At 52.9% G+C, this 21,328-nt stretch carries 17 protein-coding genes; 13 read left to right on the top strand and 4 right to left on the bottom strand.

The window, feature by feature from the left end:
- The first annotated feature begins 103 nt into the window (after positions 1 to 103).
- From ACKWCC_RS01265 to ACKWCC_RS01275, 3 genes are all read left to right on the top strand, one after another.
- The gene (locus ACKWCC_RS01265) at positions 104 to 1,201 is read left to right on the top strand and encodes a serine hydrolase domain-containing protein (RefSeq protein WP_413994073.1); all 1,098 of its coding nucleotides are present in this window, start codon (positions 104 to 106) and stop codon (positions 1,199 to 1,201) included.
- 646 nt (positions 1,202 to 1,847) lie between these two features.
- Positions 1,848 to 2,120 carry a hypothetical protein gene (locus ACKWCC_RS01270; protein WP_413994074.1) on the top strand — a complete coding sequence of 91 codons (273 nt, stop codon included), beginning with the start codon at positions 1,848 to 1,850 and terminating at the stop codon, positions 2,118 to 2,120.
- Between the two features lie 170 nt (positions 2,121 to 2,290).
- Entirely contained in the window at positions 2,291 to 3,103 is an 813-nt protein-coding gene (locus tag ACKWCC_RS01275) for a copper resistance protein NlpE N-terminal domain-containing protein (RefSeq protein ID WP_413994075.1), read from the top strand.
- A gap of 10 nt (positions 3,104 to 3,113) precedes the next feature.
- On the opposite strand, the gene ACKWCC_RS01280 is transcribed toward ACKWCC_RS01275, so the two are convergent.
- The gene (locus ACKWCC_RS01280; RefSeq protein ID WP_413994076.1) at positions 3,114 to 5,813 is read right to left on the bottom strand and encodes a carboxypeptidase-like regulatory domain-containing protein; all 2,700 of its coding nucleotides are present in this window, start codon (positions 5,811 to 5,813) and stop codon (positions 3,114 to 3,116) included.
- Between the two features lie 207 nt (positions 5,814 to 6,020).
- On the bottom strand, positions 6,021 to 6,863 hold the full coding sequence (locus ACKWCC_RS01285; RefSeq protein WP_413994077.1) for a GLPGLI family protein: 843 nt from the start codon (positions 6,861 to 6,863) through the stop codon (positions 6,021 to 6,023).
- Positions 6,864 to 6,959: 96 nt separating this feature from the next.
- Between ACKWCC_RS01285 and ACKWCC_RS01290 the strand changes: the two genes are divergently transcribed.
- The 9 genes from ACKWCC_RS01290 (at position 6,960) to ACKWCC_RS01330 (ending at position 16,635) form a co-directional block, all read left to right on the top strand.
- Positions 6,960 to 7,982 (top strand): sugar phosphate isomerase/epimerase family protein, encoded by a 1,023-nt coding sequence (locus tag ACKWCC_RS01290; protein WP_413994078.1) that lies wholly within the window; start codon positions 6,960 to 6,962, stop codon positions 7,980 to 7,982.
- Between the two features lie 25 nt (positions 7,983 to 8,007).
- Positions 8,008 to 9,204: a Gfo/Idh/MocA family protein gene (locus ACKWCC_RS01295; RefSeq protein ID WP_413994079.1), complete on the top strand. Its 1,197-nt coding sequence runs from the start codon at positions 8,008 to 8,010 to the stop codon at positions 9,202 to 9,204.
- Positions 9,205 to 9,262: 58 nt separating this feature from the next.
- Positions 9,263 to 10,960 (top strand): GMC oxidoreductase, encoded by a 1,698-nt coding sequence (locus ACKWCC_RS01300; protein ID WP_413994080.1) that lies wholly within the window; start codon positions 9,263 to 9,265, stop codon positions 10,958 to 10,960.
- A 38-nt stretch (positions 10,961 to 10,998) separates the two neighbouring features.
- Positions 10,999 to 11,547, top strand: a complete 549-nt coding sequence (locus tag ACKWCC_RS01305) for a gluconate 2-dehydrogenase subunit 3 family protein (protein ID WP_413994081.1) — start codon at positions 10,999 to 11,001, stop codon at positions 11,545 to 11,547.
- Between the two features lie 119 nt (positions 11,548 to 11,666).
- Entirely contained in the window at positions 11,667 to 12,464 is a 798-nt protein-coding gene (locus ACKWCC_RS01310; protein WP_413994082.1) for an SDR family NAD(P)-dependent oxidoreductase, read from the top strand.
- Positions 12,461 to 13,375: an ROK family protein gene (locus ACKWCC_RS01315; RefSeq protein ID WP_413994083.1), complete on the top strand. Its 915-nt coding sequence runs from the start codon at positions 12,461 to 12,463 to the stop codon at positions 13,373 to 13,375. The genes ACKWCC_RS01310 and ACKWCC_RS01315 overlap by 4 nt, the downstream gene beginning before the upstream one ends.
- Positions 13,372 to 14,172 carry a sugar isomerase domain-containing protein gene (locus ACKWCC_RS01320; protein ID WP_413994084.1) on the top strand — a complete coding sequence of 267 codons (801 nt, stop codon included), beginning with the start codon at positions 13,372 to 13,374 and terminating at the stop codon, positions 14,170 to 14,172. The genes ACKWCC_RS01315 and ACKWCC_RS01320 overlap by 4 nt, the downstream gene beginning before the upstream one ends.
- Entirely contained in the window at positions 14,162 to 15,535 is a 1,374-nt protein-coding gene (locus ACKWCC_RS01325; RefSeq protein ID WP_413994085.1) for an FAD-dependent oxidoreductase, read from the top strand. Before ACKWCC_RS01320 ends, ACKWCC_RS01325 begins: the two co-directional genes overlap by 11 nt.
- A 128-nt stretch (positions 15,536 to 15,663) precedes the next feature.
- Entirely contained in the window at positions 15,664 to 16,635 is a 972-nt protein-coding gene (locus ACKWCC_RS01330; RefSeq protein ID WP_413994086.1) for a phosphotriesterase family protein, read from the top strand.
- Between the two features lie 90 nt (positions 16,636 to 16,725).
- Here the strand turns inward: ACKWCC_RS01330 and ACKWCC_RS01335 are convergent, their stop codons facing one another.
- On the bottom strand, positions 16,726 to 17,436 hold the full coding sequence (locus tag ACKWCC_RS01335) for a GntR family transcriptional regulator (protein ID WP_413994087.1): 711 nt from the start codon (positions 17,434 to 17,436) through the stop codon (positions 16,726 to 16,728).
- A gap of 31 nt (positions 17,437 to 17,467) precedes the next feature.
- The gene (locus ACKWCC_RS01340) at positions 17,468 to 18,367 is read right to left on the bottom strand and encodes a nucleoside hydrolase (RefSeq protein WP_413994088.1); all 900 of its coding nucleotides are present in this window, start codon (positions 18,365 to 18,367) and stop codon (positions 17,468 to 17,470) included.
- 120 nt (positions 18,368 to 18,487) lie between these two features.
- Between ACKWCC_RS01340 and uvrA the strand changes: the two genes are divergently transcribed.
- Positions 18,488 to 21,325, top strand: a complete 2,838-nt coding sequence (gene uvrA / locus ACKWCC_RS01345; RefSeq protein ID WP_413994089.1) for an excinuclease ABC subunit UvrA — start codon at positions 18,488 to 18,490, stop codon at positions 21,323 to 21,325.
- Positions 21,326 to 21,328 lie beyond the last annotated feature (3 nt).

Genomic DNA, 21,328 nt, shown 5'->3' on the forward strand with positions numbered 1-21,328 from the left:
AAATACGATAAGGGAAATAAAGGCAACGGTTTCCTGAACTATTTCTTGCGGAACGGCGTTAAACCTATGGACCCATTGGAGGTCTTACCCTAAAAAAAATCTTATGTGGCATAAACAAAACCTTTCTGTACTGTCTTTATTATGTATGATGTTGGGCTGCTCCAATGCTACGGAAACCTCCACGGAAACAGAACCGGACAAGGTTTCGGATGCGCTTTACTTCCCGCCATTGGCTAGGGACAACTGGGAAACCATTGCCCCCGAAGCCCTTGATTGGAATGCTGAATCCCTAACGGAACTGCAGACCTTTCTGGCGTCAAAGAACACCAAGGGCTTTCTGATCCTTAAGAATGGTAAAATGGCCATGGAGTGGTATGCCGATGGTTTTACCAAGGATTCCCCTTGGTACTGGGCTTCGGCCGGTAAGACCCTGACCGCTTTTACCGTGGGCCTTGCGCAGGATGAAGGTTATCTGGGCTTGAACGACCGCACGGCCGATCATCTGGGCCCGGGCTGGACAGCACTGCCCCAGGAAAAAGAGCAATTGATCACCATATGGCACCAACTTACCATGACCAGTGGCATGGACGATGAACAGGGAGATTGCAAGACACCCGATTGCCTAACCTATGTGGCCGATGCGGGAACAAGATGGTCCTACCACAACGCTCCCTACACCCTGCTGCAAGATGTGGTGGCACGTGCGGCCAATACGGATTTTGAAACCTACTTTGACCTCAGGTTGAAATCGCGTGTTGGCATGACCGGACAGTGGATCACCACCAATGGCAGCAACAATGTTTTTTGGAGCAACGCAAGGAGCATGGCCCGTTTTGGCTTATTGAATCTGAACAACGGCCAATGGGAGGAAACCCCCATTTTAGCCGATGGACAATTTATGGAAGCCATGCGCAACACCTCGCAAGACCTCAATAAATCGTATGGGTATCTATGGTGGTTAAACGGGAAGGAAAGTGCCATGCTGCCCCAATCGCAATTGGTATTTAACACGGTCCTCATCCCCAATGCCCCGGACGACCTGTACGCAGGGCTGGGCAAGAACGATCAAAAACTCTACATAGTGCCCAGTGAAAATCTGGTGGTGGTGCGTTTGGGCGAATCAACAGGCGAGCCCACCTTGGGCCCATCCAGTTTTGACAATGAGCTCTGGGGGCTACTGGGTGCCCTAATGGATTTATAAACCTTGGCAGAAGGCTCACGGCATGCACCCATATCCATTGGCCAGCGCAATTAAACCAATGGGGCAAGACCACTTGTCCGCCTCGATCTTGTAACTGCGGGCCACCTTAACCCAGATCATGCACTAAACTTTCGTTATGAACTGTGTATGCCGAGTACTGGGGACCAATAAAATCAAGACTTTTGCGATTGAGGCGCCCGCCTGAATGGATCGGTCGGGCAGGCCAGCGCTGCGGTGAGTGGGCAAAAGTCAGTGCAACGATCGGTTTTGCAGGGATTTGCAACCATAATGGAATTTCCATTGCTTCATCTGGGTTTAAACATTGGGCATCTCAACAGCGATGTTGCCTAAAACAAGTGGAATTTTTTTTTGAATTCACGATAATGTAATTTCTTTGTTCCTGGTATCTCCATTTACAAACCTAGGCAGTGCAAAGGGAGCTGTACCAAAGTCCTTTTGGGAAGGCCCACATCAAATGATCTATATGTCCAAAAAAACACCAAGCCCATCCGTCATGCTCTTTAGTGTGCTCCTTCTTTTTTGGAACTGCAAACCGGAAGCAAAAAAAGAAACGCCCCCCCAAGAAATTCCCCGGCAAACCACCGAAACGGTCCTGCTTCCCGACTCCGGGGAAAAAAAGCAAGACATGCGGTTTAACCAAAACATCCCGGATTGTTTCCAGGACCAGCTACGTACCGGAAGCATCGCGAGCCTCTACAGCTATACATTTGGGGAAGATGAACTGGTGTACCTGGTCACTTTTACCGAGACCATGGACAAGGGCAGTACGCTTTTTGATGCCAATTGTGAGCCAATATGTGACTACGAAATGGACACCAACACTTGGCAGCACCCCTGCGCCAGTTTTCCGCAAAGAAGCGACAATGAAACAAGATTGTATCCGAATCCGTTGGACTGAGCAGAGACCCACCCATCCCATGCTTTGTCCACTTTTGCCTCCGTGCCGGAACATAAAGTACACTATGGCAAGGTAAGCGAAACGGATTTTCAAACCCAATGCCTTATTTTTGTGGGAAATAGGAGTCTTTTTTAACCAATGGACCCCAGTTAACGAATAAAAAAAGAAAAATGAAGAAAGGACTGTTTTACCTCTTGGCGGTTGTGCTTTTGGCCTGTGGGGAAACCAAAAAGACCACGAACACCACGGAAACGGATGGTGAGGGCCACACCTCCAAAGAAGCGCTACCTGCACCGGACATGCACAGCAGTGAAAACGCGCTGGACTGGAGCGGCACCTACAGGGGCGTTGTCCCCTGTGCCGATTGCGAGGGCATTGCCACCACGGTCTCCCTGATGGAAAATGGCCAATTTAGCCGGGAGACCACCTATTTGGGCAAGGGCAATGAAACCTTTACCAGCACGGGCAGCTTTGTCTGGGATGCCGACGGTAGAAAAGTGACCCTCACGGAAACCGATGGCACAACCCACAAATATCAAGTGGGCGAAAATATACTGTTTCACCTGGACAGGGAGGGCAACCGCGTCACCGGCGAGCTGGCCGATCACTACCGCCTTATGAAGCAAGTGCCCGATCCCCTTGTGGAAGGGAAGAAGTGGCGCTTGGTCCAATTGCAAGACCAAAAAGTGGCCTTGGAAGGAGCGGATACCGCCCCGCACCTCACCCTAAATGCCGAGGACACCAGGGTCTTTGGCAGTACCGGTTGCAACAATTTTTCCGGAGCGTACGTTCTTCTTGCCGGCAACCAATTGACTTTCGGTAAGATTGCGGCCACGATGCGGGCCTGTCCGGACATGGAACTCCCCACGGCCTTTAAGAAAGTACTGGAGCGCACGGCACAATATGCCCTTGACAATGGGGTGCTCCACCTAAAAACCGATCAAGGGGAGACCTTGGCCCAGTTGGAGCAGGTCCAGGAATAAGTGCCCTTCCCTAAAGGGTATATACCACCCGAAAGGTCAAGAAACGGGGCAGGATAAAGGTCTCCGAAGTAAAGACCGAAATGTTGTTGGCGCTGTTGCGCACTTGGGCGTCAATGTTCAGGATATTGGTGGCCCGTACCTCATATTCCCACTTGGCATCCCTGTCCTTCCTGTAGCCCAGCGTGGCGTCCCAGTTTTGAAAGGATTGGGAAACCCCGTTTTCCAAACGCTGCTCCGTATAGGTGTAATTGCTCTTTAAGGTCACGGATTTCCAAATATAGGCGTCAAAGGAGGCCCTGGGGGCGTGGGTTATGAACTTGGTGCTACGCCCACCTTGGTCGTTGTCCGTTACGCTGTAGCGGTAACTGATGTCTATATTGGGGGCCACCTTAAAATTGGTGCGCAGGCCGGGGGTATAGGTCTGGGTAAAGCCCTCGTTCAGGGAGCGGCGGTTTTGAATGAACTGGTTGATCTTACTGTAATTGAAGCTGCTGTTCAAGGTGGCCCTTATCTTACCAAAGGTGCGCTGTACGCGGCCAAACAAACTTGCGGTCTCATCTGCAAAACTACTGTTAAAAAAGGTGCTGGTACGGATCACGTTCTCAAAATTGGTAAAGCTCCGAATCTGGTCTATGTTGTTGGAATAGGCCGCACGCGCAAAGACATTGGTATAGTTAAAGAGGTTAAAACTGCTGTAGAACAGGCTCACGTTGTGCGAGAGGGCATTTTGCAGCTCCGCCTCGCCAAACTGCAAACTGTTAAAGTTGTTCAGCACCAACCCTTCCGCCAGGCGGGTCACGTCCGTGAACTGGTTGCGCATGTTGTAGGTCAGGGTAAGGGACTCACTGGTCTTAAACTGCATCCGGGTCTCGAACTCGGGCAGGAACCTGAAAAAGTTTTCCTTGAACCCCTCGTTGAACTGTTCGTTTTGGTTACCATAGGCGTGCACGGAAAAACCTGGGGTCAGGGTAAAGATGCCCGCCTTGAGCCGGTAGCGCACGCCCAGGTAAACATCACTGAAATCATACCGGGTGTCATTGCTGGCCCTACCCTCGTTAAAACTGGGCTCAGGGGAAAGTGCCGTGCCATTGTCCAAAAATTGGAAGATGTTGGAGTTGAATTCCTGCCGGCTCAAAATGGTGCCCAAGGTAAAATTGAGGTTGCTGGTTTTGTTCAAAATGTGGTAATAGTCCAACTTGGCGTCCAACTGATTGGAGCGAATGCGGCGCTCCTGATCAATGTTATAGGTGGCCTGGAGCGTGTTCAGGCCAAGGGCATCGGCCGTGTTGTCAAAGGCATCGTCGCCATTGGGGTCGTTCAACAAAATGGCATTGTAAAAAGGATCTTCGTTCTGCAGCAGGTGCTGGGCCTCAAACGCAAAGATATTGTTCTCGTCCAGGGTGTAATAATAGTTGATGTTCTGGTTGATGCGGTACGGGGTCACCTCATCGCGCTGTTGGGTGCTTCCCAGAACGGAGGAAACCAGGTTCTGGTCTTGGGAGTCATTGGATATCCGGGCCAGTACATCATAGTCCAACTGGTTGTTCACATTGGGCTGATACTTGGCACTCAATTTCAGTAGGCCTTGGTTGGATCGCTCCCTGCTGGTCTGTTCCGTGGCCTCGTCCGGTATGCCCAGGTCGGCATCCGTGTACTGTATGAAGTTGAGTTCCCGCGACAAGATGCGACTGCTGTTAAAAATGGCAAACCCGCTGAGGTCCAAGGTGCTTTTGGGCGAGTAGCTAAAGTTTCCGGAGAGCAATTTGTTGTCAATGTCCACCGCGTTGCCTTGGCTGGTGAGAAAATTTAAACTGTTGTCCCCCAGGTTCAGGGCCGTACCACTGTCCCTGCTGGGCGATCGCAGGCCACCGCCAAAATTCCTGATGTCCCTCCGGGTCAGGGCCGCTTCCCCGGTATTGTTCATGTCCCCGATGAAGTTAAGGCTGTACTTGGGGCTGTAGTAGAACAATTTGGGCTGGGCAATGTAAAGGGCTTCTTCCGGGGAGGCACCCGCACCGGCCGTCACCGTCCCGAACCAAAAACTTTCCTTGCCCTCCTTGAGCTTTATGTTCATGGCCACGTTGTCCTGGTTGTTGGTCACGCTGCGCAACTGGCCCACCTCGGCATAGTTCCGAAGCACCTGGACCTTGTCCACCGCATTGCTGGGAATGTTCTTGGTGGCCAGTTTGGTGTCCCCATCAAAAAAATCCTTGCCGTTCACCATCAGCTTGTTCACCACCTTGCCCTCTACCTCGATCTGTCCATCTTCATTGATCTCCACCCCGGGCAGGTTTTCCAGCACGTCTTCCAACTTGCGCTCGGTGCCCCGGTTAAAGGAGTCGGCATCATAGACCAGGGTGTCGCCCTTCACCGCCACCGGCATTTTATAGACCACCTCGGCCTCGTCCAGGGCTATGGAAGATTGCAAGATAAAATCCTTACTGATGTCCTCTTCTCCGGTCACCACCACCTCCTTCAGGGTCTCCAGACCTATATAACTGATCTGAAGCTCGTAAGTGCCCTGTTTTCCCAGTTTCAATTTAAACTGGCCGGCTTGATCCGTGATGCCATAGCTCTCCAGGCCCTTGGTGGCCTGGTTTATGGCAATGACGTTGGCCAGTTCCAACGGATTGCCTATACTGTCCAGCACCTTCCCCTGAAAAGTGACCTGCCCTGTGGCGGAAGTAAACCCAAAAAAGAGCATTGACATCAATGGGCCCAAGAGATAAGGGCACTTAACAAAAATGGAATAAGGGTTCAATGAGCGCATAGAGAGGTTGGCAAAAGATGTATAGGGAGTGTATGACCCAAAAATGGGGAAATGGTTTAAGGGTGTTTAAATTTAGGGCTACCACTGCCCCCAACCAAGGGGGCGCAAACAATGGGAAGGGTTTATTTACCAAAGGGGGACCAATGCCTACCTGCTGCGTCTTCTGCCGCGGTTGTCCCTCATTTCCTGCATTTTCTCAATGATGGTGGCCTTATAATCCATTTTGGTGATGGATTTTCCCTTGTCCGGGGCCTCGATCTTTATTTTTTCGGCAGGATTCATCACCACCTCCGAACACAGCATCACGGTCTGGCCCGCGCTCACCTCCAAAATGAGCCCCGGCAGCCCGTAAAACTCTGCCGGTCCGTGCGAGACGGGAATTTGCGGGGTGTACCAGGCCTCTACCAAGATCATTTCCACCTCGGGTTCCCCACCCGCATTTCCGGTGGAATCCTTGGCCCGTTCCCGGTTGCGGAGCTCGCCCCAGGAGAAATCGAACCATTTCAATTCCTCGTAGGGGATCGTGGCCATCGCCTTGAAGCACATGTACTGTCCTATCTGTTTGCTCTCCTCCCCCATTTTCCAGTCTATCCGGTACAGTTCATCCTCCACCAAAAATTTTTTGCCATAAAATTCCTGGCTTTGCACCAAACTGTTTTCCTTTACGTTCTTGTACTGTTTGCCACGGGCAAAATTTTTGCCCCATGAATCCGTGGCGCCGGACATGGCATCCAATTTATCCTCCTCGTAGAACACGGAGGCCTCCCGGTTAAAATTGAGCACATAGCTTTTCTCCAAGCGGTTCTTTAAGCGCGCTTGGACTTCCTTTTTCTGGGCCTCGCTCATTCTGGCGCCCCACCGTCCCAGTTCCATCGTGCTTTTGGCAAAATAAACGGCCTTACCCTGAAATTCCTGTGGGGGCGGTGTGTAAGACATGATCAAAAAAGCCAAAGCGGCCCCAAGAACTCCCATAAAACCAAATACTTTCATAATAAGACACAACTTTGTTTAACGAATATAACCAAACAGTTAACAGGAATACGGCTCTTATCAAAAGATTAACAAACAAGCAGGGGAATCGTCAACTTGTACATACAAGTTAAAAAGACTATTTTTACCAAAGATGTGTTCAATAGGGTTTCCGAAGCCACGGAAGACCGCCTGCTAAACCAACGACCTTTGAAACAAACCTCCAGAAGGGCCTTTATTCAAAAAACAGCGCTGGGCTCCGCTGCCACAGTCCTGCTCCCCTCTTGTTTGGGGGCCGCACGCCCGGCAAGGGCCAAAAATACCGTTCCCATAAGCGGGCATGTTTGGGTGTATGCCAGTAATTTTCCGCCCCATTGGGACTGCACCCCCATTTTGGAATCGGTTTTTTCCGACTTTCGCTACGCGGGAATGGATGGGGTGGAACTTATGGAGGGCCAATTGCGGCATGACGATGCGGTACAGCGCATAGGCGCCCTTTCAAAAAAGTACGGGGTTCCCGTCACCGGGTCCTCCTACGGGGTGGGCCTTGGTATGTGGGACGCCTCCCAACACAAGTCCATCATAAAGGACCTTGAAACCGTGGTGCCGCGTTTGGCACAATTGGGCGGGACCACCTTTGGCATCTCCGTGGGCAGCAAAAAAGAAACCCCAAAGACGGAAAAGGAACTGGATGCACAGGCCTATCTTCTCAACATCATAAGGGATCGATGCAAGGACCATGGCATTGTGGCCAATTTGCACAACCACACCTATGAAGTGGCCAATGACATGCACGATCTCAAGGGCACCCTACAGCGTCTTCCCGACTTTAAATTGGGGCCGGACATCAATTGGCTCATCAGGGGCGGTGTAGATCCCCTTTCCTTTATTGAGACCTACGGGGAACAGATCGTGTACCTGCACCTCAGAGATCAGTACGCAGATGGGGTCTGGACAGAATATGTGGGTCAGGGCAGTACGGATTTTGGGGCCATTGCGGCGGCCCTCAGGGCCAAGGAATTCTCCGGTAGCTGCGCAGTGGAATTGGCCTTTCCAGCCAAGTTTGAACCCCAACTGCCCCTAAAAAAAACCTGGAAAAAGAGCAGGAAGTACGTGGAACGGACCTTTGGATGGTCCTGATGCCTCCTCCCAAAATAGCGATGATATGAAGATAGCAATGCTTGGTTCGGGCTTTATAGCCCGATTTTATGCCGAATCCCTTCACGCACAGCGACGTAAGGACAAAGTGGTCATGGTGTACTCCAGAAGCGAGGAAAACGCAAGGCGCTTCGCCAAGGACTACGGCCTGCCCCATTTTAAGACGGATATGGAGGCCGCCATTGGGCATCCCGATGTGGAGGTGGTGCTGATCGCCCTTCCCAACCATTTGCACGAGGAAGCGGTGATGGCCTGCGCCGCAGCAAAAAAACACGTGATCTGTACCAAACCGCTTGGCAGAACCGCCAAGGAGGCCAAGCGCATGCTCGATGCCGTGGAACAAGCTGGCATCTTTGCCGGATACCTGGAAGACCTATGTTATACCCCTAAATTCCTGAAATCCATGGACAGCGTAAAACGGGGCGATATTGGAAGGGTGCTTTGGACAAAATCCAGGGAAGCCCATCCCGGGCCGCACAGCGACTGGTTCTGGGACAAGGAAAAATCGGGCGGTGGTGCCATCATCGATCTGGGCTGCCACTGCGTGGAGATCGGCAGAAATTTTATAGGGAAGCACATAAAGCCCTTGGAGGTCATGTGCTGGGCAGACACCCAAGTGCACCCCATAGACGCCGAGGACCACGCCATAGGCTTGGTAAAATATGCGAACGGCGCCATAGGTCAGTTTGAGGTGAGCTGGACCTTTAGGGGCGGCATGGACCTCAGGGACGAGGTCATGGGCACGGAGGGCAGCATTTGGCTCAACAGTTTTCTACGAACCGGCTTTGAAATGTTCACCACTGGCAAGGGCGGGGACGGCTACGTGGCCGAAAAGGCCGAAAGCAATACCGGATGGCTCTTTCCCGTGGGCGATGAGGCCCACGAGCTGGGCTATCCGCACATGTTCACGGACATGTTCCAGGCCTTGGAAGAAAACAGGGAGCCCTTGGAAACCTTTTATGACGGCTATGTGGTGAATGCCATCCTGGACGCCGCCCTAACGTCCGCGCAAAGCAAAAAATGGGAACCGGTGATCCTGGAAGATTGGCGTGGCGATGCCCCCGGCGAGAATACCGTGGAGAAAAAATCCTATGATGCCGATCATTACCTGGTAAAAGAAGAGGTTTTGCCCAACGGCGATAAGAAACTGATACTCAAACATAAAAAAACGGGGGCCATCACCCAAAAAACCACCTTGGCCTAACGGCAATGGGCACTATCGCGGCAGTTTGCGCACCGTGCCCATCCCCACAAAAAGCATTATGAACATCAACGGAAAAGCAAAAAAGGAAAACACCTATGACGCCATTGTCATAGGTTCGGGCATAAGCGGTGGCTGGGCGGCCAAGGAACTCTGCGAAAAGGGACTGAAAACCTTGGTGTTGGAGCGCGGAAGAATGGTGGAGCACATAAAGGACTACCCCACGGCCACCATGCACACTTGGGAGTTTAAGCACCGTGGGCGCATACCGCAAAAGGTAAAGGAAGAGAATCCGGTGCTGAGCCGGTGCTATGCCTTCAACGAGGCAACGGAACACTTTTTTGTAAAGGACAAGGAACACCCCTACGAACAAAAGAAGCCCTTTGATTGGATCCGGGGATACCAGGTGGGCGGAAAGTCCCTGCTCTGGGCAAGGTGGACCCAGCGTTGGGGGGAAATGGATTTTGAGGCCAATGCCAAAGAGGGCATTGGGGTGGATTGGCCCATTCGCTACCGGGACATAGCCCCTTGGTACACCTATGTGGAGCGTTTTGCGGGCATCAGCGGCAACAGGGACGGCCTTCCCCAGATCCCAGATGGCGACTTCCTGCCCCCAATGGAAATGAACTGTCTGGAAAAACACGTAAAAGCACGTCTGCAAAAACTGTACAAAGACCGGCACCTGGTCATATCCAGGACGGCCAACCTCACCGTAAGCCACCAAAACCGCGGACCTTGCCAATACCGGGACCTTTGCAGTCGTGGCTGTCCCTTTGGCGGTTACTTTAGCAGCAATGCCAGTACCCTCCCCGCAGCGGAGGCCACGGGGAACATGACCTTAAGGCCTTTTTCCGTGGTCCAGGAAATACTGTTTGACAAGGACTTGGGCAAGGCCACCGGCGTCCGCGTCATGGATGCCCAGACCAAGGAGGTGATGGAATATGGGGCCAAGGTCATTTTTGTGAACGGCTCCACGCTGAATTCCACCCTACTGCTCCTGAACTCCACCTCAGAACGATTTCCGCAAGGAATGGGGAACGATTCCGGTGAACTGGGCCACAACCTTATGGACCACAACTACAACTGCAAGGTGGAAGGTGAGTTCGAAGGGTTTGCAGACCAATATTATTATGGAAGGAGGCCAACCGGAACCTATTTGCCCCGCTTCCGAAATTTTGGCGATGATCGGCAAAGCTCCTATAAGAGGGGCTATGCCTATGCGGCAGGTGCTTTTAGGCCATCTTACTCCGCCCTGAGCGAAACGGCCATTGGCGAGGAACTGAAACGGGACCAGACCCAGTTGGGGCCCTGGAAATTTGGTTTTAGCGGTATGGGGGAGTGCCTGCCCTACCACGAAAACAAAGTGAGCCTGAGCCCAGATCAAACGGATGAGTGGGGCATGCCCCTCTTGGAAATTGATGCAGAATACAAGGAAAATGAACATGCAATGACCAAGGACATGGTACAGACCGGAATGGAGATGTTGGACCGCATGGGCTTTAAGAACATCACGGACAAAAAAGAATTCAGGAATATAGGGCTCAACATTCATGAAATGGGAACGGCCCGGATGGGACGGGATCGGAAAACCTCCGTTCTAAATGGCAACAACCAGGTTTGGGGCGCAGAAAACGTCTTTGTCACCGACGGCGCCTGCATGACCTCCAGCGCCTGCCAAAACCCATCGCTGACCTATATGGCGCTAACGGCACGTGCTGCCGATTTTGCCGTGAACGAACTCAAGAAAAGGAACCTGTAGGCTTAAGTAGGATGCAAAGAAAAAAATTCATAAAGTTGATGGGCCTAGGCAGTGGGGCCGCATGGAGCCTGCCAGCGGCCGGACTGTTGCAAAGTTGCGACCATACCCCCAGACTTCGCACAACACTGGGCACCGAAGACCTTCCCTTGCTTACCGAAATAGGGGAAACCATATTGCCCACAACGGCAACCTCCCCGGGAGCAGGGGCCGCCGGCATTGGGGAGTATCTGTTGTTGATGTACCAAGACGGTTTGCCCCCGGAGGAGCAAGCCATACTGCTGGAAGGCCTGAACCTGCTGGATGCGCGGGCGGCCAAAAGCCTAAAGACCTCCTTTGAAAAAGCGTCCAAAACAGAACGTCTGTCATTGCTCAAGGAGTTTCAACAAGAAGCAACCGCCCACAAGGAAAGAAATGCGGAAGTACCGGAGGCCCCTCCCCACTTTTTCGATGTTTTGAAAGGACTTACGCTAACCGGATATTTTACCTCTGAGATCGGGATGACCCAAGCGCGGGAGTACCTACCCGTGCCCGGACGCTACGAAGGCTGTGTTCCCCACGGGAACGGGGACAAGGTTTGGGCCCTTTAACAGCAAGATGATATGGGGCACCATGGCCAACCCAAATGTTCGCCTAAACCAAAAATACAAACGACAACCGGAGCACGGGCCCGTTGTGGCACCAAACCACTACAAAAAAAACAGCGCATATGGATTTTAAGAACACCTCTTACCTCATCATGGGGGGCACCACGGGGATGGGCCTTTCGGCTGCCCTGGCCCTAAAGCGCGCCGGCGCCAACGTGGCGGTGGTGGGCAGGAGCATGGACAGTTGTAAACTGGCGCAAGAAACCTTGGGGCCAGGAAGTATTTTTTACTGTGGGGACGCCACGGATCCCAAAACAGTCGATGGCGCCATGGAAATGGCCTTGAAAGCCTTCGGTGCTTTGGATGGCCTTTTTCATGTGGCGGGGGGCAGTGGCAGAAAATGGGGCGATGGCCCCTTGGACCAAATGACCTTGGAGGGTTGGAACAAGACCTTGGAACTCAACCTTACTTCCATCATGCTTTCCAATAAGGCCATGGTCAATTATTTTAAGGAACGGGGCAAAGGGGGCAGCATCCTTAACATGGGCTCGGTATTGGGGTTCTCCCCCAGTCCCAGGTACTTTACCACCCACGCCTATGCCGCGGCCAAGGCGGCCATTGTGGGGTTTTCAACCTCCATTGCCGCCCATTATGCCAAGGACAACATCCGCGTAAACGTCTTGGCCCCCAGCCTCTTTATCACCCCCATGGCCCAACGCGCCGCCAAGGATGGGGCCATTTTATCCTTTTTAAGGACCAAACAGCCCCTGGATGGTGGCAGGCCGGGCCATTCCGAAGACATTGACAACGCCGTGCTCATGTTCCTTCACCCAGATTCCAAGTTCATTACCGGCCAGGTGTTGGCCGTGGACGGGGGGTGGTGTTTGAGCGAAGGCCAATACAACGCCCCTACCCCATGAGCAAAACGTATTTGGGGGTGGATGTGGGCGGTACCCAGATAAAATGGGTGCTGTTGAACGACCAAGGGGACCTCTTGGACAAAGGGCGCATGCCTACCGATGATGGGGACACGTCTGCCGGGGCCTGGAAAGCAAAAATAAGCCGTTTAATGGGGGAAATGGTGCACAGGCAAACCTCCAAGGGCGCACCGGCCCCTTCCCTTGGCCTCTCTGCCCCGGGACTGGCCAATGATAAAAACACCATGATCTTGCACATGCCCAAACGGCTCCAGGGGCTGGAAGGGCATGATTGGTCCAAGACCTTGGGAATGCCCGTAACGGTACTGAACGACGGCCACGCGGCCTGTCTGGCGGAATATGAGGCCCATTACAAACCCTTGGGCATACAACATTTCATGATGCTGACCCTGGGCACGGGCGTGGGCGGAGGCCTGGTGCTCAACGGCAAGCTCTACCAAGGGCATTTGCAGCGTGCGGGCCATTTGGGCCATGCCACGGTGAACATGTACGGCGCGCCCACCATGACCAACATGCCCGGTAGTCTGGAGGACGCCATTGGAAATTATTCGGTGGCCCAGCGCACAGAAGGTCGGTTTGGGAGCACCAAAGACCTGGTATCGGCCTTTGCCCAAGGGGATGAAAAGGCAACACAATGTTGGTTGACTTCCGTGGATGCCCTTGCAGTGGCCCTTGCCAGTCTCACCAACATCATTGCCCCTGAGGTCATTGTACTGGGCGGCGGTATTGCCGCAGGTGCGGGACAACACCTCCTGACCCCCCTAAAAAAAGCAATGGCTTCCTACGAGTGGCGGCCAGGGGGCGCAAAAGTAGAAATAAAACTGGCAAAATTGGGGGGCCTCGCAGGAGCAACGGGCGCCGCCCATTTTGCAAAAAACAACCTAAAAATATGAGTGTCACACAAGAATACTTAAAAAAGAGCCAGGACATTTTGGCCTCGGTAAAAGCCCAGGAACCAGTGATAAAGGAAGTGGCCCAATGCTTTGCAACATCCATTTTAAAAGGGCGCATGGTACATTTGTTCGGGTCGGGCCACAGCCGGATGTTGGTAGAGGAAATGTGGCCGCGCTACGGTTCCTTTCCCGGGTTCAACCCCATTGTGGAGCTTTCCCTCTCCTTTCACAATTTGGTGGTGGGCGCCAACGGTCAAAGACAGGCCATGTTCTTGGAAAACGTGCCCGGCCTCGCCTCCCGCATTTTAAGGAATTTCGACACCTCTACCCAAGATGCCGCCCTTGTGGTCTCTTCCAGTGGCTGCAATGTGGTGCCCATAGAAATGGCCCACGAGTTTCAAAAGCGCAAAATCAAAGTGGTGGCCCTGGTGAGCAAGCTGCACTTGGAGGGCAGCACCTCCAAAAAGGCAGACGGCAAAAAGCTCACCGACTTTGCCGATCATGTCCTGGACACGGGCGCACCCTTGGGCGATGCCATGATCTATTTAAATGGTATGGACGCCCCAGTGGCCCCCGGATCTACCTTGGGCGGTGTCATGCTCATAAACTGTATCAAGGCGGAGGTGGCCAACATCTTGCACCAAAATGGAAAAACGCCCAAGGTGCTCAGCAGCGGCAAGATCGTGGGAGAGAACCGTGCCGTGGAGCTGTTTGAATCTGCCTATGACGAACACGCCCACCTCATGGCAAAACTATACGCCAACGTGGGCCCAAAAGAAGATGGGCATGCACTTTAGCACCACACTGGCAAAAACCTTGACCACGGACATTCTTGTCATTGGCAGCGGCAGTGCCGGGGCCACAGCGGCCATAGCCGCGGCCTCGGGCAAACACAGGGTGACCTTGGTGGAACGCTACGGATTCCCGGGAGGTACCGCTACGCAAATGCTGGACACGTTTTATGGGTTTTTCACCCCGTCTGACGCGCCCAAGAAAATTGTGGGCGGCATCCCGGATACAATCGTGAACGCTTTGAATGCCACCGGAGATGTGTTCCTAAGACCAAACACCTACGGGGCGGGCACGGGCGTGAACTATAATCCAGAACGCCTGAAATTGGTCTGGGACCAGTACTTTCAGAAAAATGGCATCAATCTGTATTACCATACCTCCCTAGTGGGGGTGGAATCCTTGGGAGAGACCAGCAACTGTATTTTCTTCCACAAGGGCATCGGTTTTTTTGCCATCGCCGCAAAACGGGTCATAGACGCCTCCGGGGATGCCGACTTTTGCCACTGGGCGGGTCTGCCCTATGAAAAAGCGGGGGAAAAGGAACCCGCACAGAGCATGACCACCACCTTCCGGATGGCCAATGTGGACTTGGACCAATTTGAAAAAGCCGGTGGCAAGGAGATGTTGAAACAAAAAATGGCGACCTCCTTTGATGCCGGCACCCACGGGCTGCCCAGAAAGGAAGGATCCGCGCATGAAATGTGCCAGCCCAAATGCATTTCCACCGTGGCGGTAAAGGTGGTGGACCATGATGCCCTGGGCGAGAAAAGCCTTACCCAGGCCGAAATGGAGGGCAGAAAACAGGCCTTTGCCTTTGAAGACTTCTTCCGCGACATGGTGCCCGGATATGGAAATTCGAAAATCATTGGGCTCAGCCACCAGATCGGTGTCAGGGAAACCCGGCGCGTCTATGGGGAATACCGGCTAACCAAGGAAGACTGTATGAACGCCAGAAGGTTCAAGGATGACATTTTTCTCTGCGGTGCGCCCATAGAGGACCACAGAAAATCGGACGACGGGGCATCGGAAACCTTTTGGCAATATGTGCCCAAGGGCGGGGTCTATGGCGTTCCCTACGGCACCATAGTCCCCAAGGACAGCCGTACCGTATGGGTGGTGGGGCGCTGCTTCTCCGCCACGCATGACGCGCACGCCTCCTGCCGTTCCATGGCGCAGACCATGAGTATGGGCCAAGCTGCGGGCCTGGCCGCCGTGCTTTCGCTGAACGGGGATATGGCGGCAAACCAATTGAACACGGATGCCCTCAGGGAAGCGTTGGTAAAGATGGGGGCCATACTGGAATTGCCAAAAAAGACGGCGGACACCTCCAGGAATGGATGGGGCAACAATGGAAAAGGGCAACAATGAACCTATGGCACAGGACAAAAGAAGACTTCATAAAGAAGTGGTGAAGCACTGGGTCCTCCTCCCGGCAAAGCAGCGCCTTCTACAAAATGTTAATAAAGAACAAGTTTAAACAACACAAGGCCCACCCGATGAAAACAAGATTTTGCAGGACCGTATTGGGCGATGTTCCCATTAGCCGGATGGGGCTCACCTATGCCCATGAACATATTGTCATAGACGACTGCTATGTCACGGCCAAACACCCCGAGTTTTTACTGAACGATGCCGAAAAAATAAGCACGGAGCTAACGGATTTTTACGAGCTTGGCGGGCGCACGGTGGTAGATACGATGCCGGCGAACAGCGGGAGAAACGTTTTGCTCTCGGCACGGGTGAGCCGCTCCAGCAAGGTAAACATCATTGTGCCAACGGGCATTCACCTAGAAATGTACTACCCCCAAAACCATTGGCGGTACACCCTTTCCGAAGATCGGTTGACCCGGTTGTTCATTGCCGATATTGAAGAGGGCATTGACCGGTTTGATTATTCTGGCCCCGTGGTGCAACGTACCGAGCATAGGGCCGGACTCATTAAATTGGCCACCGGGAACGAGGCCTTTACCCCACACCAAGAGCTCATCTTCAGAGCGGTGGTAAACGCCCATTTGGAAACGGGCGCACCCATTCTCACGCACACCAATTTTGGAAAACAGGCCTTGGAGCAGGCCCTTCTTTTTGAAAGGCTTGGGGCCAAATTGGATCATGTGGTGCTTTCCCACGTGGATCGGGCCAAGGACGTGGGATACAACAGGGCCGTTTTGGAGACGGGTGTCCGCCTGGAGTACGACAGTACCTTTAGATGGGCATTGAAGGGGGAGGAAAACCACACCCTTACCCTGCTGGAACATTTATTGCCGGCGTTTCCAGACCAGATCACCATGGGCATGGACATGGCAAAAAACGCCTATTGGAAGAGCTATGGCGGGGCGCCCGGACTTGGCTATTTGATCGAAACGCTGCCCACCTTCTTAAAGTCGAAGGGAATGGAAGCCTATTTTGAGAACATTTTTTATAAAAACCCTGCACATTTGTATGCCTTTGCACCCCCCACAAAGGGTTGATGCCCTGGCACAAGGACGAAGCTGGATAGGAGTCTGCCCATTTTAGGTCCTCCCCGGCAGGGCACGGCTTTGCACGTGCTGGCAAAACCATCAAACAGAATAACTGTTTCTTATGGGATATTCCGTGGTGGTACAGTAGAGGGCACCGTACAGGTTCAGTTCTGGTAGGCTGGTCCGGAAGCGCACGGTAATGTGCAGAATGGGACTGTTCACCGCCACTTGCAACTTTTTGGCCAGTTCCGCAGTGGCCGTTATGGCCCGTAACTCCTGTTCTGCCCCCATGATCTCTATGAGGTGTTTTTGGCTCAAGGTCTTAAAGAACGAGCCCTCCACAAAATCGGCCGCGTCAATGGGCTCCAACACGGAGGCCGCATACCAATTGTCCTCCACCACCACAGGCTTTCCGTTAATGTTGCGAATGCGTTGAAAATACACACAGTCGGACGCCTCTTCGGTATCGGACAAGGCAAAGGACCGCATAGTTGGCCAGGAGGTGATGTTCGGTGGCACGGAAATGACGGTGTTCACATCATAGTCAATGGCACCGGAAAAGCCCTTTACCGTGAGCAATCCCAAAGACTTGCTGCGCTCCAGTACCTTGCTCCCGCGCCCGTGCTCCTTTTGTATGAATCCCTCGCGCAACAGTTCTTCCAGTGCGCGCCTTACCGTGGTCCGGGTGGTATTGAACTGCTGGCAGAGCTCGTTTTCCGAGGGCAGGAAACTGCCCACGGCATAATTCCCCGTTTGGATGCGCTCCTTGATGTACCCCATGATTTCCCGATACTTGGTCTTGTTGGCCATAGCTGAGTTGCGTGCACTGCCCAGGGGTCTCCTAATCCGTGTTGGAAGCCTTTAGGGTTTGGTAAAAATCTTGATAGATTTCCTTTGCATCAATTTGTTTGTAGAAGGTAATGTTTCGATCTCCGCTGTCCCGTGAGGTCTTTACCACGGTGGTCTGGGCAAGTTCCGGCCTCAAAAAGGCGGCAATGAGCCCCAAGTCCCACAGCACCCTGTCTTTTCTTCCCCCATCAATATGGCGCTGCCAACGGTCCATTAAAAAACGGCCCAAGGGCAGCATCCCTATTTCCTGTGCCATCTGCTCCCGCTCAATGGTAAGGGCACTGGCCACATTGATGGGCATGACGTACATTTCGGTATCGGATTCCAACATCAGGTCCAGGGCAAAGGGGTCCATAAGGCTGTTGAAATCGTTTCGCTTCAAGACCCCTTTGTTAAAATCCATGGTGCTTCCCAGCCAATATACCTTTAGTTTTTTGTCCAGTTCGGGCTTTAAGAAAAGGGCCGATGCCACATTGGTGAGGGCACCCAATACCAAGATGGTCAGCTTTTCCCCATTTTTCAACTTGCCCGCCCGCTCCATGATCTGGTAGGTAGCGGCAGAATGTTGGGCACGGTCTCCCCAATCGTACATTCGGGCCGGAGCCCCGCGAAAGGTGGGCACCGAGAGGCCCATTTCCCCCAGTAGTTGTTGGTTGAGCCTGTGGCTGTTCTCCATGGACCGCGGCTCGGTCCAGTGGCTGGTCTGCCAATGGGCGGCATTGAGCGCAATGACGTCCACACCGGGCTCCATCAAGATCCGGGCAAGGGCAAAAAGGTCGTCCACTTCGTTGCCGGTATCCGCGTCCACAATGACCCGGGTCTGGGCCGTGGCCCCGCAAAGGCCCATCAACAGGAAAACAATGAAAGATAGGGTTACAAAAGGGTTTCTCACCGGGCACATTGGTTTAGGCTGAACTTGGGGTCAATTTAAGACAATATTTTAAATTGGGCGAGCTTCTTGGGTTCCCTGTTCCAAGCCATTATTGTACTTTTGCACCCTTGCTATGGACAAATGATCAAATACGAGGAGAATATTGAGGTCAAGGGTGCCCGCGTGCACAACCTTAAAAATCTGGATGTGACCATTCCACGGGAAAAACTGGTGGTGATCACCGGCCTTTCCGGCAGCGGGAAATCCTCTTTGGCCTTTGATACCATCTATGCCGAGGGCCAACGCCGCTACATTGAGACTTTTTCGGCCTATGCCCGCCAGTTCTTGGGCGGTCTGGAACGCCCCGATGTGGACAAGATAGACGGTCTTTCGCCCGTAATTGCCATTGAGCAGAAGACCACCTCAAAATCGCCCCGGTCCACCGTGGGCACCATTACCGAGATCTACGATTTTCTGCGGCTGCTCTACGCCCGGGCCGCCGATGCCCACAGCTACAACACCGGTGAAAAAATGGTGAGCTACAGTGATGAGCAGATCAAGGAACTGATCATGACCTCCTTTCAAGGAAAAAAGATAAATGTACTGGCGCCGGTGATCAAGTCCAGAAAAGGGCACTATCGCGAACTCTTTGAGCAAATTGGAAAACAGGGCTTTGTCAAGGTGCGCATTGACGGGGAAATCACCGACATTGTAAAGGGCATGAAGGTGGACCGGTACAAGGTGCACGATATTGAGATCGTCATAGACCGTCTCAAGGTGGCCCAAGACCAGGAACTGGACAAACGGCTCTCCGAAACCATCAACACCGCCATGTACAGCGGGGACAATGTTTTGATGGTCTTGGAAGAGGGCGCGGAAGAGCCGCGGTACTTCAGTCGGGACCTGATGTGCCCCAGCACGGGCATCTCCTACCCCACGCCCGAGCCCAATACCTTTTCCTTTAACTCGCCCAAGGGCATGTGCCAAAACTGCAGCGGCCTGGGGCATGTGTACGAGGTGAACAACGGAAAGATCTTTCCCGACAAAAGGCAATCGATACAAAAGGGCGGCATAGCCCCGTTGGGACCCTATAAAAAGTCCTGGGCGTTCAAACAAATAGAGACCATTGGCCAGCGTTATGGCTTTAAGCTCACGGACCCCATTGAAAAAATACCCAAGGAGGCCATGGACGTACTGCTCTACGGAGGTCAGGAACGCTTTTCCGTGGATTCCAAGACGCTGGGGGTCAAAAGAACCTACAACATTGACTACGAGGGCATATCCAACTTTATAAAGAGCCAGTTCCGAACGGCGGAGACCACATCCATAAAGAGATGGGCCAAGGAATATATGGACAAAGTGCGCTGTCCGGAATGCGAAGGGGCCCGCTTGCGCAAGGAGTCGCTCTATTTTAAACTGGACAACCAGAACATAGCCCAACTGGCCCATATGGACATTACCCAGCTGGCCCATTTTTTTGAGGGCCTGGGCAGCAAACTAACTACCAACCAATTTAAGATCGCGGAGGAAATATTAAAGGAAATAAAGACGCGCATACAGTTTTTGTTGGATGTGGGACTGGACTATCTGTCCCTGAACCGCAGCTCCAAAAGCCTTTCCGGGGGCGAGGCACAGCGCATACGCCTGGCCACGCAGATAGGATCGCAATTGGTGGGCGTGCTGTACATTTTGGACGAGCCCAGCATTGGGCTTCACCAAAGGGACAATGCCCGCCTGATCCGTTCCCTGGAATCCTTGCGAGACCTGGGCAACTCCGTTATTGTGGTGGAACACGATCGGGACATGATCGAATGTGCGGACCATGTGATAGACATTGGACCAAAAGCCGGAAGGCACGGCGGCGAGATCATCAGTGAAGGACCTCCAGAAGACCTTAAGCACCACCACACCCTAACGGCAGACTACATTACGGGCGCCAAGCGCATTGCCGTTCCCAAAAAACGGAGAAAGGGAAACGGCAAGAAAATAACCTTGAGCGGCTGTACGGGAAACAACCTCAAGAACATTAGCGTTAGTTTTCCCTTGGGCAAGATGATCGGGGTCACCGGGGTTTCCGGCAGCGGAAAATCCACTTTGATCAACGAGACCCTCTACCCCATCATGAACGCCCATTACTTCAATGGCGTTAAAAAGCCCATGCCCTACAAGAAGATCAGCGGTCTGCAACATGTGGACAAGGTCATAGACATTAACCAATCTCCCATTGGAAGGACACCAAGGTCCAACCCGGCCACCTACACTGGCGTCTTCAGTGAAATACGCGCGCTCTTTACCAAGACGCCCGAGGCCGCCATCCGGGGGTACAAGCCCGGCAGGTTCAGTTTCAATGTAAAGGGCGGGCGTTGCGAGACCTGCCAAGGAGGCGGGCTGCGTGTCATTGAAATGAACTTCTTGCCCGATGTGCACGTATCCTGCGAAACCTGCAACGGCAAACGATTTAACCGGGAAACCCTGGAGATCCGGTACAAGGGCAAATCCATTGCCGATGTGCTGGAGATGACCATGGACGAGGCAGTGGAGTTCTTTGAGCCCATCCCCAAAATATACCGGAAACTAAAGACCATACAAGATGTGGGACTGGGCTATATTTCGCTGGGGCAGCAATCCACCACGCTGAGCGGGGGCGAGGCACAGCGCATTAAACTGGCCACCGAGCTCAGCAAGAGGGACACGGGCAACACCTTTTACATCCTGGACGAACCCACAACGGGGCTTCATTTTGAAGATATTAGGGTTTTGATGGAAGTTTTGAACAAATTGGTGGACAAAGGGAATACCGTACTCATCATAGAGCACAACCTGGACGTGGTGAAAATGGTAGACCACATCATAGATATTGGATATGAGGGGGGGCGGTCCGGGGGGCAATTGGTGGCCCAGGGCACCCCAGAAGAGGTTTCCAAAGATAAAAAGAGCCATACGGCAAAGTTTTTGAGGAAAGAACTGGAATCGACCTAAATT

Source organism: Maribacter aquimarinus (assembly GCF_047345505.1).
In the GTDB taxonomy this organism is placed as follows: Bacteria; Bacteroidota; Bacteroidia; order Flavobacteriales; family Flavobacteriaceae; genus Maribacter.

Bases quoted from the DNA above. Each gene is read 5' to 3' on its own strand.
- ACKWCC_RS01305 (WP_413994081.1), top strand. From the start codon at position 10,999: ATGGGCCTAGGCAGTGGGGCCGCATGGAGCCTGCCAGCGGCCGGACTG.
- ACKWCC_RS01325 (WP_413994085.1), top strand. From the start codon at position 14,162: ATGCACTTTAGCACCACACTGGCAAAAACCTTGACCACGGACATTCTT.
- ACKWCC_RS01295 (WP_413994079.1), top strand. From the start codon at position 8,008: ATGAAGATAGCAATGCTTGGTTCGGGCTTTATAGCCCGATTTTATGCC.
- ACKWCC_RS01280 (WP_413994076.1), bottom strand. From the start codon at position 5,813: ATGTCAATGCTCTTTTTTGGGTTTACTTCCGCCACAGGGCAGGTCACT.
- ACKWCC_RS01310 (WP_413994082.1), top strand. From the start codon at position 11,667: ATGGATTTTAAGAACACCTCTTACCTCATCATGGGGGGCACCACGGGG.
- ACKWCC_RS01275 (WP_413994075.1), top strand. From the start codon at position 2,291: ATGAAGAAAGGACTGTTTTACCTCTTGGCGGTTGTGCTTTTGGCCTGT.
- ACKWCC_RS01320 (WP_413994084.1), top strand. From the start codon at position 13,372: ATGAGTGTCACACAAGAATACTTAAAAAAGAGCCAGGACATTTTGGCC.
- uvrA (WP_413994089.1), top strand. From the start codon at position 18,488: ATGATCAAATACGAGGAGAATATTGAGGTCAAGGGTGCCCGCGTGCAC.
- ACKWCC_RS01335 (WP_413994087.1), bottom strand. From the start codon at position 17,436: ATGGCCAACAAGACCAAGTATCGGGAAATCATGGGGTACATCAAGGAG.
- ACKWCC_RS01270 (WP_413994074.1), top strand. From the start codon at position 1,848: ATGCGGTTTAACCAAAACATCCCGGATTGTTTCCAGGACCAGCTACGT.
- ACKWCC_RS01265 (WP_413994073.1), top strand. From the start codon at position 104: ATGTGGCATAAACAAAACCTTTCTGTACTGTCTTTATTATGTATGATG.
- ACKWCC_RS01315 (WP_413994083.1), top strand. From the start codon at position 12,461: ATGAGCAAAACGTATTTGGGGGTGGATGTGGGCGGTACCCAGATAAAA.
- ACKWCC_RS01285 (WP_413994077.1), bottom strand. From the start codon at position 6,863: ATGAAAGTATTTGGTTTTATGGGAGTTCTTGGGGCCGCTTTGGCTTTT.
- ACKWCC_RS01300 (WP_413994080.1), top strand. From the start codon at position 9,263: ATGAACATCAACGGAAAAGCAAAAAAGGAAAACACCTATGACGCCATT.
- ACKWCC_RS01330 (WP_413994086.1), top strand. From the start codon at position 15,664: ATGAAAACAAGATTTTGCAGGACCGTATTGGGCGATGTTCCCATTAGC.